Source organism: Microtetraspora sp. NBRC 13810 (assembly GCF_030268685.1).
Taxonomy (GTDB): Bacteria; Actinomycetota; Actinomycetes; order Streptosporangiales; family Streptosporangiaceae; genus BSRQ01.
Window position 1 is genome coordinate 21,846 of record NZ_BSRQ01000026.1, and the last position, 22,927, is coordinate 44,772.

Annotated in this window: 15 protein-coding genes; 9 read left to right on the forward strand and 6 right to left on the reverse strand. The window is 73.1% G+C overall.

All coding sequences use genetic code 11. The features are described 5' to 3' along the window. Nucleotides 1-362: 362 nt before the first annotated feature. The 3 genes from QSK26_RS36045 to QSK26_RS36055 are packed head-to-tail and all read left to right on the forward strand — an operon-like array spanning nt 363 to nt 2,319. Nucleotides 363-770, forward strand: coding sequence for a TraR/DksA family transcriptional regulator (locus QSK26_RS36045; RefSeq protein ID WP_285779921.1), 408 nt, complete (start codon nt 363-365; stop codon nt 768-770). After that, nucleotides 734-1,390 (forward strand): signal peptidase II, encoded by a 657-nt coding sequence (gene lspA / locus QSK26_RS36050; RefSeq protein ID WP_285779827.1) that lies wholly within the window; start codon nt 734-736, stop codon nt 1,388-1,390. Before QSK26_RS36045 ends, lspA begins: the two co-directional genes overlap by 37 nt. After that, the gene (locus QSK26_RS36055; protein ID WP_285779828.1) at nt 1,387-2,319 is read left to right on the forward strand and encodes an RluA family pseudouridine synthase; all 933 of its coding nucleotides are present in this window, start codon (nt 1,387-1,389) and stop codon (nt 2,317-2,319) included. The genes lspA and QSK26_RS36055 overlap by 4 nt, the downstream gene beginning before the upstream one ends. A 57-nt stretch (nt 2,320-2,376) precedes the next feature. Here QSK26_RS36055 and QSK26_RS36060 read toward each other — a convergent pair whose 3' ends face one another. Continuing rightward, nucleotides 2,377-3,864, reverse strand: a complete 1,488-nt coding sequence (locus QSK26_RS36060) for a serine/threonine-protein kinase (protein WP_352244463.1) — start codon at nt 3,862-3,864, stop codon at nt 2,377-2,379. A 77-nt stretch (nt 3,865-3,941) separates the two neighbouring features. Beyond that, a complete protein-coding gene (locus tag QSK26_RS36065; protein ID WP_285779829.1) occupies nt 3,942-8,837 on the reverse strand; it encodes a serine/threonine-protein kinase in 4,896 nt (1,631 codons plus the stop codon). A gap of 429 nt (nt 8,838-9,266) precedes the next feature. Here QSK26_RS36065 and QSK26_RS42000 point away from each other — a divergent pair, with 429 nt between their 5' ends. The 5 genes from QSK26_RS42000 (at nt 9,267) to QSK26_RS36095 (ending at nt 16,479) form a co-directional block, all read left to right on the forward strand. Further along, nucleotides 9,267-10,184, forward strand: coding sequence for a chorismate mutase (locus tag QSK26_RS42000; RefSeq protein WP_352244464.1), 918 nt, complete (start codon nt 9,267-9,269; stop codon nt 10,182-10,184). 115 nt (nt 10,185-10,299) lie between these two features. Next, complete coding sequence (gene dnaE, locus QSK26_RS36080; protein WP_285779830.1) at nt 10,300-13,821, forward strand: DNA polymerase III subunit alpha; 3,522 nt, start codon at nt 10,300-10,302, stop codon at nt 13,819-13,821. A 97-nt stretch (nt 13,822-13,918) separates the two neighbouring features. Continuing rightward, a complete protein-coding gene (locus QSK26_RS36085; RefSeq protein WP_285779831.1) occupies nt 13,919-14,260 on the forward strand; it encodes a PadR family transcriptional regulator in 342 nt (113 codons plus the stop codon). A gap of 28 nt (nt 14,261-14,288) precedes the next feature. Then, entirely contained in the window at nt 14,289-15,326 is a 1,038-nt protein-coding gene (locus QSK26_RS36090; protein WP_285779832.1) for a hypothetical protein, read from the forward strand. A 106-nt stretch (nt 15,327-15,432) separates the two neighbouring features. After that, nucleotides 15,433-16,479, forward strand: coding sequence for a PHP domain-containing protein (locus QSK26_RS36095; RefSeq protein WP_285779833.1), 1,047 nt, complete (start codon nt 15,433-15,435; stop codon nt 16,477-16,479). Between the two features lie 20 nt (nt 16,480-16,499). On the opposite strand, the gene QSK26_RS36100 is transcribed toward QSK26_RS36095, so the two are convergent. Beyond that, complete coding sequence (locus QSK26_RS36100) at nt 16,500-18,878, reverse strand: transglycosylase domain-containing protein (protein ID WP_285779834.1); 2,379 nt, start codon at nt 18,876-18,878, stop codon at nt 16,500-16,502. Nucleotides 18,879-18,931: 53 nt separating this feature from the next. Continuing rightward, a complete protein-coding gene (gene murA / locus QSK26_RS36105; RefSeq protein ID WP_285779835.1) occupies nt 18,932-20,251 on the reverse strand; it encodes a UDP-N-acetylglucosamine 1-carboxyvinyltransferase in 1,320 nt (439 codons plus the stop codon). 101 nt (nt 20,252-20,352) lie between these two features. On the opposite strand from murA, the gene QSK26_RS36110 reads away from it, so the two are divergent. Beyond that, nucleotides 20,353-20,862: a hypothetical protein gene (locus QSK26_RS36110; protein WP_285779836.1), complete on the forward strand. Its 510-nt coding sequence runs from the start codon at nt 20,353-20,355 to the stop codon at nt 20,860-20,862. A gap of 1 nt (nt 20,863) precedes the next feature. Here QSK26_RS36110 and QSK26_RS36115 read toward each other — a convergent pair whose 3' ends face one another. Together QSK26_RS36115 and ybaK are read right to left on the reverse strand one after the other, a co-directional pair. Beyond that, the gene (locus tag QSK26_RS36115) at nt 20,864-22,321 is read right to left on the reverse strand and encodes an amidase (protein WP_285779837.1); all 1,458 of its coding nucleotides are present in this window, start codon (nt 22,319-22,321) and stop codon (nt 20,864-20,866) included. Nucleotides 22,322-22,334: 13 nt separating this feature from the next. Beyond that, on the reverse strand, nt 22,335-22,832 hold the full coding sequence (gene ybaK / locus QSK26_RS36120; protein WP_285779838.1) for a Cys-tRNA(Pro) deacylase: 498 nt from the start codon (nt 22,830-22,832) through the stop codon (nt 22,335-22,337). Between the last annotated feature and the right edge of the window lie 95 nt (nt 22,833-22,927).

The following is a 22,927-nucleotide window of genomic DNA, read 5'->3' on the forward strand; positions in this document are numbered from 1 at the left end:
GGGTCTACTGAATCCCCACGAAACGGGAATCTTTCTTCCAGCGGCTCCGGGGTGATCTTCATTCCGGCTCTCGCCCCGGACTCACACCGTCTCCGGGTCGCTCTGGCGAGGGTGCTCGAAGCTACTCGTCCCCATCTACGCCTTGCAGTTAGCACGATAACGCACCGGCGGCCCGGGTGCTTCCCGCTGACTCCCGCGCAGGCGTCATGGGCGGGTACGGCATGCATTAATGAGAAGGTCGTGCCAGATCGGGGTGTGTTGCCACGGGAGGGGTAAATGTCCCGGCGAGTCGTTTGCCGTTCGGTTGGCGGCGACCTATGCTCACCGAACTGTCACCTGCGCTGATCTGCAAGGAGGCCGCCATGGCCGCACCCGCGCGCGCCGGCAAGAGCGCGACCGACCCGGGCGAGGACATCTGGACCGAGGCAGAGCTCGCGGCCGTCCGTGAGCGTCTGAACAAGGAGGTCGAAGAGCTTCGCGCGATCATCTCCCGTTCGGAGTCGGAGATCGCCTCCGGGGACATCACCGAGGGAGCGGGCGACGACCAGGCGGACGCCGGGGCCAAGACCTATGAGCGGGAACGCGAGATCGCCCTTACCCTGAATTCACGCGACCTGCTCGCGCAGAACGAGCGAGCGATCGCCCGGATAGACGCAGGGACTTACGGAGTGTGCGAATCGTGCCACAAGCCGATCGGCAAGGAACGGCTGCAAGCGTTCCCGAGGGCGACGCTGTGCGTGGCCTGCAAGCAGCGGGAGGAGCGCCGCTGAGCGGCGAGGAGACCGGAAAGGGGCGGCCGCCCGAAGCCGCCGCCCCCGACCCGACGGGGCTCCCGGAGGACCCACAGGACCCGGAGAGCGCCCCGCCGCCGGAGGGCGCGCCCGCGACCGCGCGCCGCAGGCTCGGCGTGCTCTCCGTGATCGCCGTCGTGATCTACGTGCTCGACCTGGTCACCAAGGTGCTGGTCGTCGAGTTCATCGAGGGCCGCGAGCCCGTCCAGGTCATCGGGGAGTACCTGCAGTTCCGGGTGATCCGCAACTCCGGCGCCGCGTTCAGCATCGGCACCGGGATGACCATCGTCTTCACGATCATCGCCACCGTGGTGGTGATCGCGATCCTCCGTACGGCACGCAACCTGCGCAGCCTGCCCTGGGCGGTCACGCTCGGCCTGCTGCTCGGCGGCGCCTTCGGCAACCTGACCGACCGGATCTTCCGCTCGCCCGCGCCCTTCCAGGGCCACGTGGTGGACTTCATCCAGGTCTTCCCCGCGACGCACTTCCCGATCTTCAACATCAGCGACTCGTCGATCGTCTGCGGCGGGATCCTCGCGGTGTACCTCGCCTGGCGCGGTTACCAGATCGACGGCACCCGGCAGGGGGCGGAGAAGTGAGCGGCGAGCAGCGCAGCCTCCCCGTGCCCGACGGACTGGAGGGGGAGCGGCTCGACGCGGCGCTGTCCCGCCTGTTCGGGTTCTCCCGCACCCGCGCCGCCGAGCTGATCGTCTCCGGCGACGTGCTGGTCGACGGCACCTCCGCCGCCAAGTCCGACCGGGTGCACGCCGGGGCGTGGCTGGACGTCACGCTGCCCCCGCCGCCCACCGCCCTCGCGCCGGTGGCCGAGCCGGTCCCCGGCATGAAGATCCTCTACGAGGACGCGGACATCGTCGTCGTGGACAAGCCGATCGGCGTGGCCGCCCATCCCACGGTGGGCTGGACCGGCCCGACCGTGATCGGCGGCCTGCTCGGGGCGGGCCACCAGGTCGCCACCAGCGGCGCCGCCGAACGCCAGGGCATCGTCCACCGGCTCGACGCCAACACCACCGGCGCCATGGTCGTGGCCAAGAGCGAGGTCGCCTACTCCCGGCTCAAGCGCGCCTTCAAGGAGCGCACGGTCGACAAGAGGTACCACGCGCTGGTCCAGGGCCACCTCGACCCGCTGCGCGGCACCGTGGACGCCCCCATCGACCGGCACCCCTCCGGCGACGGCCGGTTCGCCGTGGTGGCGGGCGGCAAGCCGTCCGTGACCCACTACGACACGATCGAGGCGTTCCGCGCGGCGTCGCTGCTGGACATCAAGCTGGAGACCGGGCGCACCCACCAGATCCGGGTGCACATGTCCGCCCTGCGCCACCCCTGCGTCGGCGACCACCTCTACGGCGCCGACCCCACCCTGGCCGAACGGCTGGGCGTGACCCGCCAGTGGCTGCACGCCCTCTCCCTGTCCTTCGAACACCCCACGACCGGCGAATGGGTGACCTTCACCAGCGACTACCCCGACGACCTCGCCCGCGCCGTCGACCTGGTCCGCGGCGAGTCCTGAAAGCCGCGCCCGCCGGCCGGGTTCCGGGCGGGGTCCCCGCCGGCGGCCGGTCGGCGGTCACTCCGTGCCGGGATCGGCCGGGGTGGGGCCGACCTCGCCCGGGGCCTCCGAGGCCGGGGGCGACGAGCCGGAGTCATCCCCCGCCTGGTCCTGATCCTGTTCCTGGCTCTGGCCCTGTCCCTGTCCCTGGCTCTGGCCCTGGTCCTGGTCCTGGTTCTGCGGGGTGCCGGTCTCGTCGTCGCCCGGGGCGTCGGTACGCGGCTCGTCGTCCTGCGGCGCGGCCGGCGGGGCGGCCGGGTCCGAGGGCCGCGCGTCCCCTTCCGCCGGGGGCGGCTGCGAGGAGGAGGGCGCCCGCCGTTCCTCCTGGCCCGACACGGGCTCACCGGTCCGCGCGGAGGGCGTGACGACGATCCCCGGCAGGTCCGGACGCTGCCCAGGAGCGGGCGCCAGGAGCCACGACACCGCCCCGACGATCACGGCCACGCCGACGACCAGTGCCACCAGCCCGGCGATCACCGGTGTGCGCGGGCCCCGGCGCGGGGCGACCGCCGTACCGTCCGTGCCGGCTCGCCGCCGCTCGGGCGGCCGAGCGGGGACGGCGGCCGGCGCGGGCCGCCGCGGGGCGGGGGCCGGCGACGGCGGGGGCGGGGGGAAGGCGATCGGCATGGTCGGCTCGGGAGCCTCCGGGCCCGCCGCGATCGCGCGCAGCCGGGGGCCGAGCTCGGCGGCGGTGGTCCGGGTCGCGGGGTCCTTACGGAGCAGCCCGGTGATCACCGGCGCGAGGGCGCCCGCGTGCGCGAACGGGGCCGGTTCCTCGTTGAGGACGGCCGCTAGGGTGGCCAGCGCGTGCGCGCGGTGGAAGGGGGCGCGGCCCTCGACGGCCACGTACAGGGTCACGCCGAGGGACCACAGGTCCGACGCGCGCTGCGCCGGGCCGCCCGACGCGCGTTCCGGCGCGATGAAGGCGGGCGTGCCGATGATCGCCCCGGTGCGGGTCACCGACGGGTCGCCCTCCACGGTGGCGATGCCGAAGTCGGTGAGCACCGCCCGGCCGTGGTCCGACAGCAGCACGTTGTCCGGCTTGACGTCACGGTGCAGCACCCCGGCCCGGTGCGCCGCCTCCAGCGCCGCCAGGATCTGCAGCCCGACCCCGGCCGCCCGCGACGGGGACATCGGGCCGCGGGCCCGGACCAGCGCGCCCAGTGTACGGAACGGCAGCAGCTCCATGGCGATCCACGGATGGCCGTGCTCCTCAAGGACGTCGTAGACCGTGGCCACGCTCGGATGGCTGAGCCGCCCCGCGGCCCTGGCCTCCCGGAACGTACGCGCCGCGAAGGTCTCCCGTTCCTCGCCGACGAGACCGGGCGGCGGGTTGATCTCCTTGATCGCGATCTCCCTGCCGAGCACTTCGTCGCGCGCTCGCCACACGGTGCCCATACCTCCCCGGCCGATCGGCTCAAGGAGGCGGTATCGGCCGCCCAGCATGTGGTCTGACTCACCGGATTCAGACATGCGGGACGAGCTACCCCAAGTAGGGCCGGGCATGCCCACGAAAACCGGCCCGCCAGGTGGCGGGCCGGATTCGTCGCACTGCCGGCGGGGGCGACCCGCTCAGTCCGGCGTCACTTCGCCTTCGCGGGCTGGAAGGTGGCGGTGAAGCCCTCGAAGAACCGGTAGTCGCGCTTCCAACTGGAGTCGAGGGTGTGCCAGTAGATCGAGTAACCGCGGCCGTTTCCGGTGAGGAAGCCCCGGTTGACCACATGTGCCCGGCCCGAGCTCATCTGCCAGGTGAACTCCCAGTCGGCCGCCGCGTCCATGTAGTCCACCTTGTGGATGCTGACGTGCTTGTAGCCGCGGAAGTTCCCCCGGGCGACCCGCTCCTGCTCCCGCCAGTCCTTCACCGGGTCGGGCTTGGTCTGCGTGGCCTCCTGGATCTGCAGATAGCTGCCCTTCGCGCTGCCCGGCCCGCGGAACCAGACCGTACGCCCCTCCCGCTTGTACTCCTTCCAGCCCTTGGGCAGGCCGATGGAGAACCCCAGCGGGTCCTTGTACGCGCGCCAGCCGGCCGGCAGCTTCCCGGCCGCCTCCGTGGCGGGCTCCTCCGAGGGGGACTGCTCGGCGCTCGGGGTGGCGGGAGCGGCCCCGGTGCTCGGCGGGGCGCCGGTACTCGGGGCGGCGCCGGTGCCGGGGGCGGCGGCCGGGGGCGTGGCCTCACCGCTCGGCGTGGCCGGCGGCCGTCCCGTACTCGTGATCTCCGGCGTGGCCGGCGTCGTCGCCTCCTCCGCGCTGCGCATCCCCAGCCACAGCGAGACGCCCGCCACCACGAGGATGGCGATCAGCACCACCGGCAGCGCCTTCTTGATCGACGACGACCGGCGCACCCGCAGCCCCGCCATCGTCATCTCCTCCGGCAGCCGCACACCCGCACCCGGCCCACCTGCGTCCACGTAACCACCGGACGCGGGATCCCCGTAACCACGGTTCGCGGGAGCCGCGTAGCCGCCCGATGAGGGGGCCGCGTGGCCGCCGGACGCGGGATCCGCGTAACCGCGGGTCGCGGGGTCTGCGTAGCCGCCGGGTGAGGGGTCCGGGTAGGCGTCGGCGGAGACGTCCCGGTAGTCGCCCGGGGTGCGGGAGGCCGGGTAGCCGCCGACGGGGGTGCCCGCGGCCTTGGTGTCCGGGTGGCCGCCGGAGGCAAGGGTGTCGGGGTGGCCGTGGGAGGTGGGGGCGTGGGAGGTGGGGGTGTGCGTGGAGGCGCTCGCGCCGGTGGTCCTGATGGCGCGGAGCCGTTCCCGGGCCGTGTCCATCAGCACGGGGAGCCGTCGCCGCGCCGCGGCGGCCAGCCGGCGGAGCCGCCTGAGCGCCGCCGCGCTGAGCACACCGAGCCGCCGCCCGGCCGCCGCCGCGAGCACCTGGGCCCGCCGGGCCGCGATCCCCGCGAGCACCCCCAGCCGCGCCAGGAGAACCCGCGCCCGCTGCCCGAGGTCCCCGAGCGTCTCGGCGGCCTTCGCCTCGGAACCTCGCGGCCCGCCGAAGCCCGGTACATCCGCATCGATCCGCGCCTCGCCCGGTATGGCGGCGAACTCGCCGATCTTCGTCTCCTGCGGCAGATCGCCCGCGAGCCCGCTGCGTCCCGGCGCCCCGGCGGACGCCGCGGTCTGCCGGGCCGCACCGCCGACCGGCGGCAACAGCGCCGTCCCGGGCCCGTCGTCCTCGCGCCCCGCCGTACCGTCCACCGCCGGCAGCAACGCGGTCCCGGCGTCGTCCCCGCCAGCCCAGCCACCACCGTCGCCAACCACTTCGCCCGCGCCGGTCGCGCCGCCCGCGCCAACTGCTTTGCCCGCGCCGGTCGCGCCGGTCGTGCCAACTGCTTTGCCCGCGCCGGTCGCGCCGGTCGAGGCGGTGGCGCCGGGCCCGCCCAGGGACTTCGTCGCGCCGGTCGCCCGCTGGCCGCCGTCCGGGTCGTCCCGGCGGGCCGCGCCGGGTACGGCGGGCGGCACCAGGTCGGGGGCGGTGTCGGAGTCGCTTTCCCGCACGATGTCGAAGTCGTCGCCCAACAGGGACACGGCATCGCGATTGTCCAGCGGGGACACGACTTCGCGACCGTACGGCGGGGACGCGGAGTCGATGTCCCTGGAAGACGTCGTTTCGTCGCCGGGCGACACCGCGTCGTCGCCCCTTTGTGATGCCCCGTCCTCGCCCGGCGAGGTCACGTCGAGGAGCGGCACCGGGTCGTCGGCCGGAGGCATTCGGTCTGCGGCGGATGCCGGGGGTGCCGGTCGCTTGGCTGTTTCCGGCTTGCCGGTTGTGCCGCTCTTGTTGGTGCTTGTTCTGTTCTTTGCGGTTGTTCCGCTCTTGGCGGGCGATCGGGGTCTGTCGCCGGAGTCCGGTGTGTCGCCGGTGCCGGTGTCGTTGCCATCGGTGTCGGTGGAGGCCGTTCCGGAGGTGCCGGGAGTGGCCGAGGGGGCTCCGAAGGCGCCGAGTTTGGCGGGGGAGGCTCCGGAGGCGTCGGCCTTGGGGGCGTCGGTTCCGAAGGCGCCCGCGCGGGGGGTACCGGCGGAGGTCCCGCCCTTGGGGCGGGCGCTGGACGCTCCGGCGGCGAGGCTCGTCTCGTCTCCCTCGTCCGCCTCGTCCGACGGGGCCGCGTCGGATGTCGCGGCGCCCGGCGTTCCGGCGGTGGACGCGGAGGCGGACCTCCCTGCGCCTGACGCCTTGGCGCTCGACGTCTTTGTGCCTGATGCCTCGACGGCGGAGGGCTCGACTTCACCGGCCTCCGGTCCGGCCTCGTCCACCGGTCCGGCCGTGCCTACAGATCCGGCCTTGTTGACCGGCCCGGCCTTGCCCGCGGATCCGGACTTGCGCACAGGTCCGGCCTTGTCCACCGATCCGGGCTTGCTCGCTGACCCCGGCTCGCCTGGAGACTCGGCCCTACCCGCGGACCTGGCCTCGTCCGAGGAACTGTCCGTGGGACCGGCGATCTTCGCGGACCCGTCCGTGGACTCGCTCTCGTTTTGTGGCTCCGTCTCGGGGTGGTTCGCCGTGCGGCTCTTGCCGGGGGACTTCGGGTCCGGCCGCGAGCCCGCATCCGCCGGGCGCCTGGCCTTGCCCTTCGCGCCGGGCCCGGCCTTGTCGCCGGTGGCCGGAGGGTCGACGTCGGGCTTCGTGGCCGGGTCCGGCCGTACGCCCGCGCCGGACGCGCCTGCGGTCCCAGCGCCGGACGCGCCTGCGGTCCCGGCGTTGGGCGCATCTGCGGTCCCGGCACCGGATGTGCCTGCTGTACCGGCGTCGGGCGCGTCCGTCGTACCCGTGGCGGGTGTGCTTGTCGTGCCGGTGCCCGGAGTGCCGGGAGTGCCCGTGCTGCGGGGGCCCGCCGTACCTGGGACGCGGGTGCCCGCCTTGCCCGTGCCGGGGGTGGCGGTCTTGCGCGTGCCGGGCCGGGGGGCCGGGGAGTCGCTGTCGGGGGAGGCGCCGGGATCGGCGAGGAGGCCCGCCGGAAGGGCCTGGAAGATCATCGTGGCGGCGGGGTTGTCCTCCGCGCGGGCGGGGGCCGCTTCGCGTGCGTCGGCGTCCGGCTTCGTCGAGCCGGGGCCCTGGGCGGACGCGGACGCGGGGCGGGGGGCGGCCGACGCGTAGGGGGCGCGCCGCCGTACCGCCTGGTCTCCCGCGGCGGGATCGCCCTGCGCCTCACGCGCGCCCGGAGCCGCCTGCCCGGCGGACGGACCGGCCTGCTCCGGCGCCTGGCCGGGACGGCCGGACGACGGGGTCGCCGAAGGGCGGCCCGGCGCGAGGCCGGAGCCCGGGCGGCCCCCAGCGGGCGGCTGACCGGAAGGACGTCCCGGCGCCGGCGGCGAACCCGCCGGACGTCCCGAGGCGGGACCGGATCCCGCCGACCGGCCGGGTGCCGGTGCCGGGGACGGGCCTGTGCCACCGGGACGGCCGGGCGCGGGTGCCGACGACGGGCCTGCGTTGCCCGGACGGCCGGGTGCCGGGGACGGGCCTGCGTTGCCGGGGCGGCCCGGGGTGGGCTGCGGGCCGGGGCGGCCGAGGGGGGAGGCGGGGTCCGCGGCGGGTGGGCGGGCGGGGGAGGCCGGGCGGGCCGGGGCCTGGGGTGGGGCTGGGCGGCCGGCGGCGGGGGGTGCGGCGGCGGGGCGTGGGCGGGGCTTGGGGCGGACGGCGGGCCACGGGTGGGTGGGCGAGCCGCCGGCGATGATGCGCTCCAGCATCGTGGACGCCTCGTCATAGGTGAGACGCTGGATCGGCTCCTTGAGCAGCAGTCCCTCGATCACCGGCAGCAGCGGCCCGGCGTGCACGGCGGGATCGGGTTCGTCGTTGAGCACCGAGTGCATGGTGGCCAGGGCGCCGCCGCGCTCGTGCGGCGGGCGGCCCTCCACCGCCGCGTAGAGGGTCGCGCCGAGCGACCACAGGTCGGACTCGCGGCGGGCCGGACGCCCCTGCAGCCGCTCCGGCGCGATGAACGCCGGGGTGCCCGCCAGACCGGTCATGGTCAGCGAGGTCTCCGCCTCCAGGGTGGCGATGCCGAAGTCGGTGAGCACGGTGCGGCCGTCGTCGGCGAGCAGTACGTTCTCCGGTTTGACGTCACGGTGCAGAACCCTGGCCTTGTGCGCGCTGCGCAGGGCGTCGATGACCTCCAGCCCGATCTTGGCCACCCGGCGGGGCGACAACGGGCCGTCCTCCCGGATGACCTGGCCCAGCGAGCGGGAGATGACGAGTTGCATGACGATCCAGGGGCGGCCGTCCTCCTCGATCACGTCGTGCACGACGACGACGTTCGGGTGGGTCAGCCGGGCCGCCGCGCGGGCCTCCCGCATCGTGCGCCGGTTGAGCTGCTGCACCTCGTCGCCCAGCACGCTCGCGTAGCGCACCTCCTTGACCGCGACCGTCCGGTCCAGCAGATCGTCGTGCGCGCTCCAGACCACTCCCATGCCGCCCCGGCCGATGGGTGCGAGCAAGTGGTAGCGCCCGGCGACCACACGTCCGCTGCCCTGCCCATCCGACATCACTGACTTCGAACCCCCTTCCCAGGGTCAGAAATCCTTCCATAGCGGCGGATACCGCGAGACCGCTCGGCAAAGGTTCCCTCGCCTCCGGCCCTCATGCCGTCCAACCCGGCCTTCTATTGTCACCGCTGCCCGCGTCCGCGGAGTGAGACGTGTGTCCGGAAAGTGGCAGCCGGGGCGCGGGATGGCTTAAGGTCGTAGGCATGCATCGCTGTCACGCGTTTACCGAGCCGGCTCCGGGAGGGCCGGTCGCTCGGGCCTGATCTAGCGACCAACCGGAGTCGGCGCAGGCAGAGACGTCAAGGTCTCTGCCCTTTTTGTTTTCCGCAACTGTTGCGCCGGCCGCGGAGATGGCGACCGGCCGAGTTCTGAGGAGCCGATATGTCATCAGCCGTTGATACCGCACAGCCGGCGGCGAAAGCCGTACAAGTGGGGGATCTCTCTCTTGGCGGCGGGAAGGTGGCCGTGTTCGGCGGCGTGCCCGGCGGGGAGCAGGACGGGCGGTGGATCAGCCTGCGCGGCGACCGGCCGGCCCGTCCGGCCGCCGAGGTCGCCGAGGAGGCCCGCGCGGCGTGCCCGGGCGTCCTGCTGGCCGAACCGCGCTCCGCGGACGGCCTGGCGGACCTCGCGCGGCTCGTGGACGGCTTCGTGGTGGGCGGCGCGTGGACCCGGGACCTGAGCCTGGTGCGGGCGGTGGCGGCGGCCGGCCTGCCGGTGGTCGTGCAGCGCGGGAGCGCCGCCTCGCTGGGGGAATGGCTGGCGGTGGCCGACTACTGCGCGGCGGCGGGCAACGACCGGGTGGTGCTCTGCGAGAGCGGCGGACGCGGTCCCGGCGGACGGGCCGCCCCCAACCTGCCGCTGCTGCGCGCGGCGCGGGAACGGTCCGGCCGGCCGGTGCTCGCCGACCTCGGCGAGGACCCGGGGCTGGCCGCGGCGGCGGTCGCCGCGGGCGCGGACGGGCTGTTCCTCGCCCCGCAGGCGGGTCCCGGCGTCGTCGCGGCGGCCCGCCGGGCCGCGCTCGTGGTGGGCGCGCTGGCCGGCGCGGCCGAGCGGCGCGGCACGCCCGGGTCGGTCGAGGCGGCGCGCGAGGCCATCGACCGGGTGGACGCCGCCCTGGCCACCCTGCTGGAGCGCCGCGCCGCGCTGGCCGGCGTGGTGCAACGGCTCAAGCCCGTGGGCGGTTTCGCCGGCCGTGACATGGACCGCGAGCGCCGTCTCGTCGAGGCGATGGCCCGCTACGCCCCCAGGCTGGGCGCCGTACGGCTGGCGCCGGTGATGAACGCCGTGATCGAGGCCGGGCTCCATCTGGCCGAGGAGGACCGCCGCCTGGACCGGCCCGCCCCCTGAGCGGCACCGATCCCTCGGACGGGTGATACGACTGGGGCGAGGCGGTCACGGGAGCGGTCCCGACGCGCGTAGGCTCGTCGGCAACCCGTGAAGCGAGTGGTGTGTGAGGAGCCGCATGAGCGAGTCGTTTGTCCATCTGCACGTCCACACCGAGTACTCCATGCTCGACGGAGCGGCTCGGTTGAAGCAGATGTTCAAACAGGTCGGTGACCTGGGGATGCCGGCGATCGCGATGACCGACCACGGCAACATGCACGGCGCCTACGACTTCTACAAGCAGGCGACCGCCGCGGGCATCAAGCCGATCATCGGCATCGAGGCCTACGTGGCGCCCGAGATGCGGCACAACAAGAAGCCGGTGCTGTGGGGCGAGCCGCACCAGAAGCGCGACGACGTCTCCGCGGGCGGCTACTACACCCACATGACCATCTGGGCCAGGAACCGCACGGGCCTGTCCAACCTGATGAAGCTCACCTCGCGCTCCTTCACCGAGGGCTTCGTCCGCAAGTGGGCGCGGATGGACGCGGAGCTGCTCGCCGAGCACGCCGACGGGCTGATGGCCACCACCGGCTGCCCGTCCGGCGAGGTGCAGACCCGGCTGCGCCTCGGCCAGTACGACGAGGCCGTCAAGGCCGCCGCGAAGTTCCAGGAGATCTTCGGCAGGGACAACTACTTCCTCGAGGTCATGGACCACGGGCTCGACATCGAGCGCAGGGTCCGCGACGGCCTGACCAGGATCAGCAAAGAGCTGAACATCCCGCCGGTCGTCACCAACGACTCGCACTACACCTACGAGTCCGACTCCTCCAGCCACGACGCCCTCCTGTGCATCCAGACCGGCAAGCAGCTCTCCGACCCCGACCGGTTCCGGTTCGACGGCAGCGGTTACTACATCAAGACCGCCGACGAGATGCGCGCCATCGACTCCTCCGACCTGTGGGCCGAGGGCTGCCGCAACACGCTGCTGGTGGCCGAGCGGGTCGACCCGGCGGACATGTTCGGCTACAAGAACCTCATGCCGAGCTTCCCGGTGCCCGAGGGGGAGTCCGAGGAGAGCTTCTTCCGCCGGCAGGTCTGGGAGGGCATGGACCGGCGCTGGCCGGAGGGGTTCGACCAGCAGCACCGCGCCCAGGCGGAGTACGAGATCGGGATCATCGAGCAGATGGGCTTCCCGTCCTACTTCCTCGTGGTCGCCGACTTCATCATGTGGGCCAAGCGCAACGGCATCCGGGTCGGTCCCGGCCGTGGTTCCGCGGCGGGCTCGCTGGTCGCGTACGCGCTGGGCATCACCGACCTGGACCCGCTCCCGCACGGCCTGATCTTCGAGCGGTTCCTCAACCCCGACCGCGTGTCCATGCCCGACGTCGACATCGACTTCGACGAGCGCAGGCGCGGCGACGTGATCCGCTACGTCACCGAGAAGTGGGGCGCCGACAAGGTCGCGATGATCGCCACCTTCGGCACCATCAAGGCGAAGGCGGCCATCAAGGACGCCGCCCGCGTCCTCGGCTATCCGTACGCGCTGGGCGACAAGGTGTCCAAGGCGTTCCCGCCGGCCGTGATGGGCAAGGACATCCCGCTGTCCGGGATCTTCGACAGCGAGCACCCGCGCTACAACGAGGCGGGCGAGCTGCGCAAGCTGTACGAGGAGGACGTCGACGTCAAGGCGGCGGTGGACCTCGGCAGGGGCCTGGAGGGCCTGATCCGGCAGACCGGCGTGCACGCGGCCGGCGTCATCCTGTCCGCCGAGCCGCTCACCGACAACATCCCCATCATGCGCCGCGACTCCGACGGCGTCATCATCACGCAGTTCGACTATCCGACGTGTGAGACGCTCGGCCTGCTGAAGATGGACTTCCTCGGCCTGCGGAACCTCACGATCATCGACGACTGCCTCAAGATGATCCAGGGCAACACCGGGGAGATGATCGACCTCCTCAAGCTCCCGCTGGACGACCGCAAGACCTACGAGCTGCTCGGCCGCGGCGACACCCTGGGCGTGTTCCAGCTGGACGGCGGCGGCATGCGGTCGCTGCTGCGGTTGATGAAGCCGGACAACTTCGAGGACATCTCCGCCGTGGGCGCGCTCTACCGCCCCGGCCCGATGGGCGCCAACTCGCACACCAACTACGCGCTGCGCAAGAACGGCCAGCAGAAGATCGAGCCGATCCACCCCGAGTTCGAGGAGTCGCTGGCCGAGATCCTCGGCACCACCTACGGCCTGATCGTCTATCAGGAGCAGGTCATGGCCATCGCCCAGAAGGTCGCCGGGTTCTCGCTCGGCAAAGCGGACCTGCTCCGCCGCGCGATGGGCAAGAAGAAGAAGTCCGAGCTGGACAAGCAGTTCGAGTCCTTCGAGAAGGGCATGAAGGACAACGGATACTCCGGCGCGGCGATCAAGACGCTGTGGGACATCCTGCTCCCCTTCTCCGACTACGCGTTCAACAAGGCGCACAGCGCCGCCTACGGCCTGGTCTCCTACTGGACCGCCTACCTCAAGGCCAACTACCCGGCCGAGTACATGGCGGCCCTGCTCACCTCGGTGAAGGACGACAAGGACAAGTCGGCGCTCTACCTCAACGAGTGCCGCCGGATGGGCATCAAGGTGCTCCCGCCGGACGTCAACGACTCCGACTTCGACTTCACCCCGCGCGGCACCGACATCCGCTTCGGCCTGTCCGCCATCCGCAACGTCGGCGGCAACGTCGTGGACGGCGTCATCGCGGCCCGCAAGGAGAAGGGCCGGTTCGGCGACTTCAAGGACTTCCTGCGCAAGGTCCCGGCGATCGTGTGCAACAAGAGGGTCATCGAGTCGCTGATCAAGTCGGGCGCCTTCGACTCCTTCGGCCATGTCCGCAAGGGCCTGGTGATGGTGCACGAGCAGGCGGTGGACGCGATCATCGACATCAAGAAGAACGAGGCGATCGGCCAGGACTCGCTGTTCGGCGCGGTCGAGGGGGCCGAGGACCAGACCTTCGACGTGCAGATCCCGCCGGGGGAGTGGGACAAGACGACGCTGCTCACCTTCGAGCGGGAGATGCTCGGGCTCTACGTCTCCGACCATCCGCTGTTCGGGGTCGAGCACATCCTGAGCCAGGGGGCCGACTGCTCGGTGGCCGCGCTCCAGGACGAGACCCGCCCGGACGGGCAGATCGTCACCGTGGGCGGCATCCTCACCGGCCTGCAGCGCAAGGTCACCAAGAAGGGCGACACCTGGGTGCTGACCACGCTGGAGGACCTGGAGGGCGCCACCGAGGTGATGATCTTCCCCTCGGCCTACCAGCTCTGCTCCACCGTGCTCGCCGAGGACGCGATCGTCTTCGTCAAGGGCCGCGTCGACAAGCGGGAGGACGTCGCGAAGATCATCGCGATGGAGGTCACCGCCCCCGACCTCACCCAGGAGTCGGGTGGCCCGTTGCTGGTCAGCCTGCCGCTCAACCGGTGCACGCCGCCCGTCGTGGGCCGTCTCAAGGAGGTGCTGACCACGCACCCCGGCACCACCGAGATCCACCTCCAGGTGCACAACGGCCCGCGGACCACGGTCATGCGCCTGGACGACCGGCTCCGCGTCACCCCGTCCCCCGCCCTGATGGGCGACCTCAAGCAGCTTCTCGGCCCGGCCTGCCTGGGCGCCTGACACCACCCGGGAGGGGCGGCCGGTCCACCCGGCCGCCCCTTCTTCGTCCCGCATGCCATCTCTCGCAAGATATCTCGGCTCACGATATATTGGAGGGGTGGTCGCACGAGGAATGACCGAGCCCGCCTTTCTGGTGCTCACCGCGCTCGCGGGCGAGGCACGGCACGGATACGGGATCGTGAGCGAGGTCGAGCGCCTGTCGGACGGCCGGGTGAGCATGCCCGTCGGCACCCTGTACGGCGTGCTCGACCGGCTCGCCGGCGAAGGGCTGGTCGAGCTTGACCGGGAAGAGGTGCAGCAGGGCCGCCTGCGGCGCTACTACCGGCTGACCGACCCGGGGGCCGAGGCGCTGGCCGCCGAGGCCCGCCGGCTGGAGGCGAACGTCAGGGCCGCCACCGAGCGGCTGCGCGCCCGCAGGACACGACCGGCGACGGCATGAGACGCCGGCCGCGAGGGGAGAGGATCGCATGAGGACGTTGCTGGAGGAGCGCTACCGCTTCCTGCTGCGGATGCTTCCCGCGGGCTACCGCGCGCGGCGCGAGGAAGAGATGGTCGCCACCTACCTGGAGGGCATGACCGGCACCGAGGAGGAGGGCCTCGGCCGTCCGCGCTGGTCCGAGGCGCGCGGTATCGCCGGGCTGGCCGTTCGGGTGCGCCTGGGCGGCACGGGCGCGCCCGCCCGCTCCCTCGCCCGGGGCGAGACGGTCCGCCTCGTCGCGCTGCTCGGCGTGGCCGCCCAGGTGGCGATCTCCCTGCACGGCGCCGCCCGCGCCCTCCTTCCCGGCCGGAGCGGCTCACCGGTCTGGACCCTGACCTGGCCGGACGTCCTGCTGACCCTGGGCTGGACCGCGGCCTTCATCCTGCTGATCGCCGGTTTCGCGCGGCCCGCCCGAGTCCTGGTGCTCGCGGTGGCCGCGGCACAGGTCCTCGCGTCCCTCGACGCCGAGCGCCTGACCGCCCTGCTCAGCGGCTCGGAAGCGGTCATCTGGGCGTCGTGGACGGCCCTGATGGTCGTGCCCGCCGTCGCGCTGGCCACCGGCTTCCACCGCGACGCCCCGCACCCCGGCCACCGCTGGCTCGCCGTCCCGCCGGCCGGCGCCGCGCTGCTCGCCCTGCACGGCCTCCTGCCCAGCCTCGGCTCCGTGTACGAGGTGTACAGCTTCGCCCTGCTGATCGGCGGCCTGACCTGGCTGACCGTCACCCGGCGGGCGGCGGAGCCCGGCCCGGGGAAGCGAGGGCGGTACGCGCGGTGGGCGGCGGCCTGGAGCGGGCCGCAGGTGCCGCTCGCGCTCTTCGCGCTGGCCGTACCGACGCTGGGCGCGTGGCTCCCCCTGCTGGCCGCCTACTGGGCGAGCGTCCCCTTCGTCATGCCCTACCTCGTCGTCGAAACCGCCGGGGCGGTGGCACTGGCCCTGACCGCCCCGGCCCTGCTGGCCGCCGGCGTCCGCGCGCTGCGCCGCCTCCCCGCCCCGGAGCAGCTCCCCACCGCGGCGACCCCCGCCTGACCGCTCCCTGCCCCGGAGCAGCTTCCCGCCGCGCGACCCCGCCTGACCGCTCGCCGGCGCCTGACCGCTCGCCGGTCCGGCCGCGGGGCTGGAGTACGTTTGCGGCATGGATCCGGTCGAGGCGTTGAACGACATCGCGTTCCTGCTGGAGCGGGCGGGGGAGCCCGCCTACCGGGTGCGGGCCTTCCGCCGCGCGGCCTCCGTGGTGGCCGGGCTGCCCGGCGACGAGCTGGCCCGGCTGGCGCAGGGGGGCGGGCTCGCCGGTCTGCCCGGCATCGGCAAGGTCACCGCCCTGGTCGTCACCGAGTCGCTGGACGGCGACGTGCCGACCTACCTGCGCAGGCTGCGTGCCACGGAGGGCAGCGACCTGGACGAGGAGACCGCGTCGCTGCGCGCCGCCCTGCGGGGCGACCTGCACGCCCACTCCGACTGGTCCGACGGCGGGTCCCCGATCGAGGAGATGGCCGCGACCGCGAGGTCCCTCGGCCACGGGTACCTCGCGCTGACCGACCACTCGCCCCGGCTGACCGTGGCCAACGGGTTGTCGCCCGCCCGGCTCCGCCGCCAGCTCGACCGGGTCGAGGCGCTCAACGAGAAACTGGCGCCGTTCCGGATCCTGACCGGCATCGAGGTGGACATCAATGCCGACGGCACCCTCGACCAGGAGGAGGAACTGCTCGCCCGGCTCGACGTCGTGGTCGCCAGCGTGCACTCCAAACTGCGGATGAACCGCCACGAGATGACCAGGCGGATGGTGACCGCCATCGCCAGCCCGCACGTCGACGTGCTCGGGCACTGCACCGGGCGGATCGTGAAGGGCGGCACCCGGCGCGGCGGGCCGCGCCCGGAGTCGGAGTTCGACGCCGAGCTGGTGTTCGAGGCGTGCCGCAGGTTCGGCGTCGCCGTCGAGATCAACTCCCGGCCGGACCGGCTCGACCCGCCCAAGCGGCTGATGCGGCTGGCCTACGAGATGGGCTGCGTGTTCGCGATCGACTCCGACGCGCACGCCCCCGGACAGCTCGACTGGCAGCGCTTCGGCTGCGAGCGGGCCGCCCGCTGCGGCATCGACGCCGGCCGCGTGGTCAACACCTGGCCGCTCGCCACCCTGCTGGCCTGGACGTCCGGCGACGAGCCGGTGCCCGCCGGGGCCTGAGGACGAGGGCCCGCGGGGACTCAGCGGCCGAAGAGGTCGCCGGGGAGCGGCACGACGCCACGCGGATACCCCTCGCGCGGGTACCCCTGCTGCCGGGCCTCGAACAGGTCCGCCACCTCGCGCCGCCACCGCCGCTCCCACCGGTTGAGCCGGCCCCGGAACTCCTCACGCTCCCGCTCGTACCGCCCGAACCGGTCATCGCGCTCCCCTCTGCGCCGGTCGCGGCCCTCGCCTTCGCCGCGCTCCTCCTCGGCCTCCTTCAGGCCGGGGGTGAAGCCGCCGCCGAAGCGGTTCATGTCGGGCGCGGTGAACAGGGTCGCCGGCGTGTCCCGCAGGGCGGCGGTCATCGAGGCGACCCAGATCGGGCCGGGCAGCGAGGCGCCCTGCACCGACCCGTAGTAGTCGCCGCCGATCACCACGCCGCGCAGCGGGTACCGGTAGGAACCGCGGATGTCGCCGACGCTCACCGCGGCGGCCAGGTCGGGCGTGTACCCGGCGAACCACGCCGACGTGTAGCCGTTGTTCGTGCCCGTCTTGCCGGCCGCGTCCCGCCCGATGGAGTTGCCGCGCATGGTGCCCTCGGTGAAGACGCCCTCCAGCACGTGGTTGACCGCGTCGGCGACCTCCGGCTCCAGCGCCCGCGAGCAGCTCGGCGGCACCGCGGTCGCCCGGCCGTCCTGGTCGACGATCTCGGTGATCGCCATCGGCCGGCAGTACCGTCCCCTGGCCCCGAACGCGGCGAACGCCGACGCCACGGTCAGCGGGTCCATCTCGTTGACGCCGAGCGTGAACGTCGGCACCTCGCGCAGCTCCGCGCCGTCGGCGCGGGTGACGCCCAGCTTGCGCGCGGTGTTGACCACGTCGCACAGGCCGACCCGCTGCTCCAGCATCATGTAGAAGATGTTCACCGACCGCCAGGTGCCGGTGGAGATGCTGTGCGGGCCGCCGGTGCCCTCGCCGCTGGCGTTGTGGATCACCGTGCCCGGGTCGTTGACCCGCTGGCCGCGGCAGTTCCGGTACCCCTGGGAGGGCACGAAACTACCCGGGGTGTCGAAACCCTGGTCGAAACGCCACCCCTCGCTCAACGCCGTGGCCAGCGTGAACACCTTGAACGTCGAGCCGGCCTGGAAGCCGAGACCGCCCCCGTGCGCGCTGTCGGCAGGCAGGTTGTACGTGGTCTTCGGGCCGTCCTTCTTGTTCTTCGGGTTGCGCCCGTACCGCTTGCTCGCCGCCAGCGCCCTGATCTTGCCGGTGCCCGGCTCCACCATGGCCTCCGCGGCCACCTGCGGGTCCTCCGGGTTCACCCGGGCGGCGATCGCCTGCTCGGCGGCCCGCTGCGCGACCGGGTCCAGCGTGGTCTTCAGCACCAGCCCGCCCCGGGTCAGCCGGCGCTCCCGCTCGGCCCTGGTGTGCCCGAAGACCGGGTTGGCCAGCAGCTCCTTCTGTACGTACAGGCAGAAGAAGGGCGTCTTGCTCTCGTAGCAGCCGCCGGGTTCGGCGCGCATCCTGATGCCGAGCGGCGCCCGCTTGGCCTCCGCCGCCTGCGCCGCGGTGATGTTTCCGACCCGGGCCATCCGGTCCAGCACCAGGTCCCGCCGCTCCTTCAGCCGCCGCCTGCGCTGCTCGCCGAGCGCCGGGTCGGTCGCGTACGGCGTGCGGACCGCGCCCGCCAGGGTGGCCGCCTGGGTGAGCGTCAGCCTGCTGGCCGAGGTGGAGAAGAACCGCCGGGCAGCCGCCTCCACCCCGAACGCGCCCGCGCCGAAGTAGTTGATGTTGAGATACCGCTCCAGGATCTGGTCCTTGGTGTACTTCTTCTCCAGGGCCAGCGCGTAACGCAGCTCGGTGATCTTGCGCTGCAGGTTGGGCGCGCGGGCCCTGTCCCGCTCCGCCTCCGACTCGGCGCCCTCCACCAGCATGTTCTTCACGAGCTGCTGGGTCAGCGACGAGCCGCCCTGGCGGATGCCGCCGGCCTGGGTGTTGGTGATGAGCGCGCGCAGCGTGCCCTTGACGTCCAGGCCGGCGTGCTCGTAGAAACGGGCGTCCTCGATCGCCACCACCGCCTGGCGCATCACGGGGGCGACCTCGGCCAGCGGCACCGCCGTCCGGTTCTGGAAGTAGAACTGCGCGAACTGCCTGCCGTACCGGTCGAGCAGCCTGGTGACCTGGGGGAGCGGGTCCTCGCGCGGCGGGCTCGGCAGGTCGGTGAACGTCTTCGTCACGTTGTTGACCGTGATCCCGGCGCCGCCGACGACGGGCAGCAGGATCGCCGCGGCCAGCACTCCGCCGGCCACTCCGGCCGCCCCGAGACCGGCGAGCGGGCCCACGCCGCGCCGCACGGCCCGCCCCCCGCCTGGCGACCCGTCCGAGCGGGTGCCGAGCGGGAATCTCCGGGATGTCACGAGAAGGAAAATGCAACCGGGCGATCACTTCCAAACGCCCGGCTGCCCTCCTTTTACCCGGCCACGGCCATTTCTCTGCTGATCTTCAACCCGAGCGAGGCGAACTGCTCGAACGGCCGGTGGTAACCGCGCTCGATGTGGTGCACGCCACGCAGCGTGGAGGTGCCCTCCGCGGTCGCGGCGGCGAGCACCGCCGAGAAGCCCGCCCGGATGTCGGGCAGCGTCACGTCGGCGCCGCGCAGCTTCGACACGCCCCGCACGACCGCCGAGTGCTTGGCGTTCGTGTCGTGGAAGCGGCAGGCCGGGCCGCCGAGGCACACGTCGAAGACCTCGATCTCGCAGCCCATCTTCTGCAACGCCGGCACGTAGACCAGCCGGTTCTCGAACACGGTCTCGTGCAGCACCGACATGCCCTGGCTCTGCGTGAACAGCACCATCAGCGGCGTCTGCCAGTCGGTCATGAACCCGGGATGGGTGTCGGTCTGCACGGCCGCCTGGCGCAGCCCGTTCGGCGCGGACGCGGACAGCCAGTCGTCGGTGATGTCCACCTGCGCGCCCATCCTGGCCAGCGTGGTGATCGCGGTGACCAGCCGGTCCTGCGGGCAGCCGTGCACCCTGACCTGGCCGCCGGTGATCAGACCGGCGGCGAGGTAGGAGAACGCCTCGATGCGGTCCCCGGCCAGCCAGGTGGACGCGCCGCGCAGCGACTCGACGCCCTCGATCACGATCCGCCGGTCCGGGCTCAGCTCGATGCGGGCGCCCATCCGCTGCAGGAACAGCGCGAGCTCCACCACCTCGGGCTCCATCGCCGCGCCCTTGAGCACGGTCTTGCCCTCGGCGAGCACGGCCGACATGAGCACCGTCTCGGTCGCGCCGACGCTCGGATAGGGCAGCTCGATCCGCGCGCCGCGCAGCCGGGTCGCCTTCGCCGTGATGCCGTCGTCGCCCACCGTGATCTCGGCGCCCATCGAGCGCAGCGCCTCGACGTGGAAGTTCACCGGACGCCGCCCGATCGGGTCGCCGCCCACCAGCGGCACGAACGCCTCCCCGGCGACGTGCAGCAGCGGCCCGAGCATCAGGATCGGGATGCGGTTCAGGCCGGTGAACGCGGCGGGCACCTGCGGCTGGATCACCGGGCCGCGGGCGATGGTGATCTCCCGCTGGGTGATCTCCACGTTGATGCCGAGCGCCCGCAGCATCGCCGCGGTGATCTCGACCTCGCCCACCTCCGGGGCGTTGTGGATGGTGCTCTCCCCGGTGCCGAGCATGGCCGCGACCATGTGCTTGGACACGCCGTTCTTGGACCCCCGCACCTCGACGTCGCCGCGCAGCGGGCCCGAGGGTTCGATCAGCCAGACCTCTTCTTCCTTCACGGGCCACAAGCCTAACCGGCCGCGCCGCAGCGGTACCGGTACCGGCCGTCCGCCTTCTGTAACATCGGACACGTCCGCATAAAACGGTGAGGGGAGTTTCATTGCGGCAGTTGCGCGACGTGGCCGTGACCGTGCTGACCCTCGCAGTGCTCGGCGTCCTGGCCGGGCTGATCTGGTCGCTCGTCGCGCCCCGCGCCCCCTACGTCAGCACCCCGGAGGGCGCGCAGCTCGCCGACCCCTCGACGCAGGCGCTGATCGCCGCCGACGGCTGGTTCGCCGTGATCACCGGGGTGGCCGGGCTGGTCTGCGGCGTGCTCGCCTACGTGCTCGGCCGACAGCGGCTGCTCATCCTGCTCGGCCTGACCGGCGGGAGCATCCTGGCCGCCTGGCTGGCCCGGTGGACCGGCGGCGCGGTCAGCTTCGGCACCGCCGCGGTGTCCGCCTCGGGCGCCACCGCCGCCGTGGTCCCCGGAGCGCTGAGACTCACCGCGACCGGCGTGGTGACCACCTGGCCGCTGCTCGCCGTGGCGGCCTTCGGCGTGCTGATGGGCGTCAACGTCTACCGCGACCCGCCGCGCCGGGCCGAGACGCCCGCGGACCCGGAGGACTGACCTACAACGGCGGGCGGCGGGACCCGTGGCCGGTCGCGGCCTCGAAGGCGGCGGCCGCCCGCAGCACGGCGAGGTCCTCGAACGGCGGCCCGACGAGCTGCACGCCCACCGGCAGCCCCGCCGGGGTGAAGCCGCAGGGCACCGACGCGGCCGGCGCGTGCAGCACGCTCACCCAGTAGGCCGAGCGCATCCAGGCGAGGTAGTCCGGCATCGGCACGCCCGCCACCGAGGTCACGTAGGGGTCCTCGGCGGGGAAGGGCGGCACCTGGCTCACCGGGGCGAGGAGCAGGTCGTACTCCCGCCAGAAGGCGTCCATCCGCTGGTAGAGGCCGCTGCGCAGGCGCTCGGCGCGGGCCAGGTCGGCGCCGGTGACCTCCAGGCCCCGCGCGACGTTCCACCGGACGTTGCCGCCGAGGCGGTCCTGCGGCAGGTCGCCGAAGGAGAGCGCGTAGTGCCAGGCCCGGTAGACGCGGAAGGCGTCCTCGGCGTCGGACAGGTCCAGGTCCACCCGCTCGACCCGGGCGCCGAGGCTCTCGAACACCGCGGGCGCGGCGGCGGTCACCGCCGCCACGTCCGGGTCCACCGGCAGGCCGCCGAGGTCGGGACTGTAGGCCACGCGCAGCCCGGCCAGACCGGCGCCGGTCTCCGGCGGCCCGGTCTCCAGTGACCCGGTCTCCAGTGACCCGGTCTCCGGCGGCCCGAGCGGTCCGGCGAACCGCGAGCCGTCCCCGGGCAGGGACAGCGGGCTGGCCCGGTCGAAGCCGGCGATCACGCTCAGCAGCAGCGCCAGGTCGCCCACCGTGCGGGCCATCGGCCCGGACACCGACAGCGTGTACCAGGCGGCCGTGGGGCTGGGGGAGGGCACCAGGCCGGGCGTCGGCCGCAGTCCCGCCACGTTGCAGAAGGACGCCGGGTTGCGCAGCGAGCCGCCCATGTCCGAGCCGTCGGCCAGCGCCACCATGCCGGTGGCCAGGGCCGCCGCCGCGCCGCCGCTGCTGCCGCCCGCGCTGCGCGTGGTGTCGTAGGGGTTGCGGGTCACGCCGAACACCTCGTTGACGGTGTGCGACCCGGTGCCGAACTCCGGCGTGTTCGTCTTGCCCAGGGTGATCGCGCCGGCGGCCCGCATCCGCTGGACGATCAGCGCGTCCTGCGCGGGCACGTGCCGGGCGAACAGCGGCGAGCCGTACGTGGTGCGCACGCCCGCGGTGTCCACCAAATCCTTGTGCGCCACCGGCAGCCCGTGCAGCGGGCCGCGCGGGCGGCCGGCGGCGAGGTCGGCGTCGGCCGCCGCGGCCTCCGCGAGCGCCCGGTCGGCGACGAGCGTGACGATCGCGTTGACCCGGCCGTTGACCTGCTCGATCCGGCGCAGGTGCGCCTCGGTCAGCTCCACCGCGCGCACGTCGCGCGCGCGCAGCAGCGCGGCCATCTCCACCGCGGTCAGGTCGCACAGGTCGGTCATGTCGGTCCTCGGGTCAGATCTTCGCGATGGCCGCGGTCACGGCCTGGGTGAGCTCGACCAGGTGGGCGGGCGAGGTCTCGATCTGCAGACCCCTGCGCCCGGCGGAGAAGTAGATCGTCTCGAAGCCGAGGGCCGAGGAGTCCACCACCGTGGGCAGCCGTCTGCGCTGTCCCAGCGGGCTGATCCCGCCGACCACGTAACCGGTGACCCGCTCCACCTTGGCGGCGTCGGCCATCGCGGCCCGCTTCCCGCCGAGCGCCCCGGCGAACGCCTTGAGGTCCAGCTTCCCGGCCACCGGCACGACGGCGACGGCGAGCCCGCCCTCCACCTCGGCCACCAGCGTCTTGAAGATCCGCTCGTACGGCACGCCGAGCGCGTCGGCGGCCTCCTCCCCGTACGCCTGGGCGCCCGGATCGTGGTCGTAGGGATGGAGCGTGAAGCCCATCTCGGCCTTGCCCAGTGCCAGGGTCGCGGGCGTGCCCTGCCCGCCTCTGCCCTTCGTCCTGCTCACAACCCGGCAGCCTAGACCAATGCCAAGAATCTACAATGTAAAGGCGCTGGGCTTGGAAAACGGTGGGCTTGGAAAAACCCGTACCGTCCAGATGG

Coding starts and splice junctions, on each gene's coding strand:
- QSK26_RS36095 (WP_285779833.1), top strand. CDS start 15,433: ATGGATCCGGTCGAGGCGTTGAACGACATCGCGTTCCTGCTGGAGCGG.
- QSK26_RS36045 (WP_285779921.1), top strand. CDS start 363: ATGGCCGCACCCGCGCGCGCCGGCAAGAGCGCGACCGACCCGGGCGAG.
- QSK26_RS36060 (WP_352244463.1), bottom strand. CDS start 3,864: ATGCCCGGCCCTACTTGGGGTAGCTCGTCCCGCATGTCTGAATCCGGT.
- QSK26_RS36090 (WP_285779832.1), top strand. CDS start 14,289: ATGAGGACGTTGCTGGAGGAGCGCTACCGCTTCCTGCTGCGGATGCTT.
- dnaE (WP_285779830.1), top strand. CDS start 10,300: ATGAGCGAGTCGTTTGTCCATCTGCACGTCCACACCGAGTACTCCATG.
- QSK26_RS36115 (WP_285779837.1), bottom strand. CDS start 22,321: ATGACCGACCTGTGCGACCTGACCGCGGTGGAGATGGCCGCGCTGCTG.
- QSK26_RS36065 (WP_285779829.1), bottom strand. CDS start 8,837: ATGTCGGATGGGCAGGGCAGCGGACGTGTGGTCGCCGGGCGCTACCAC.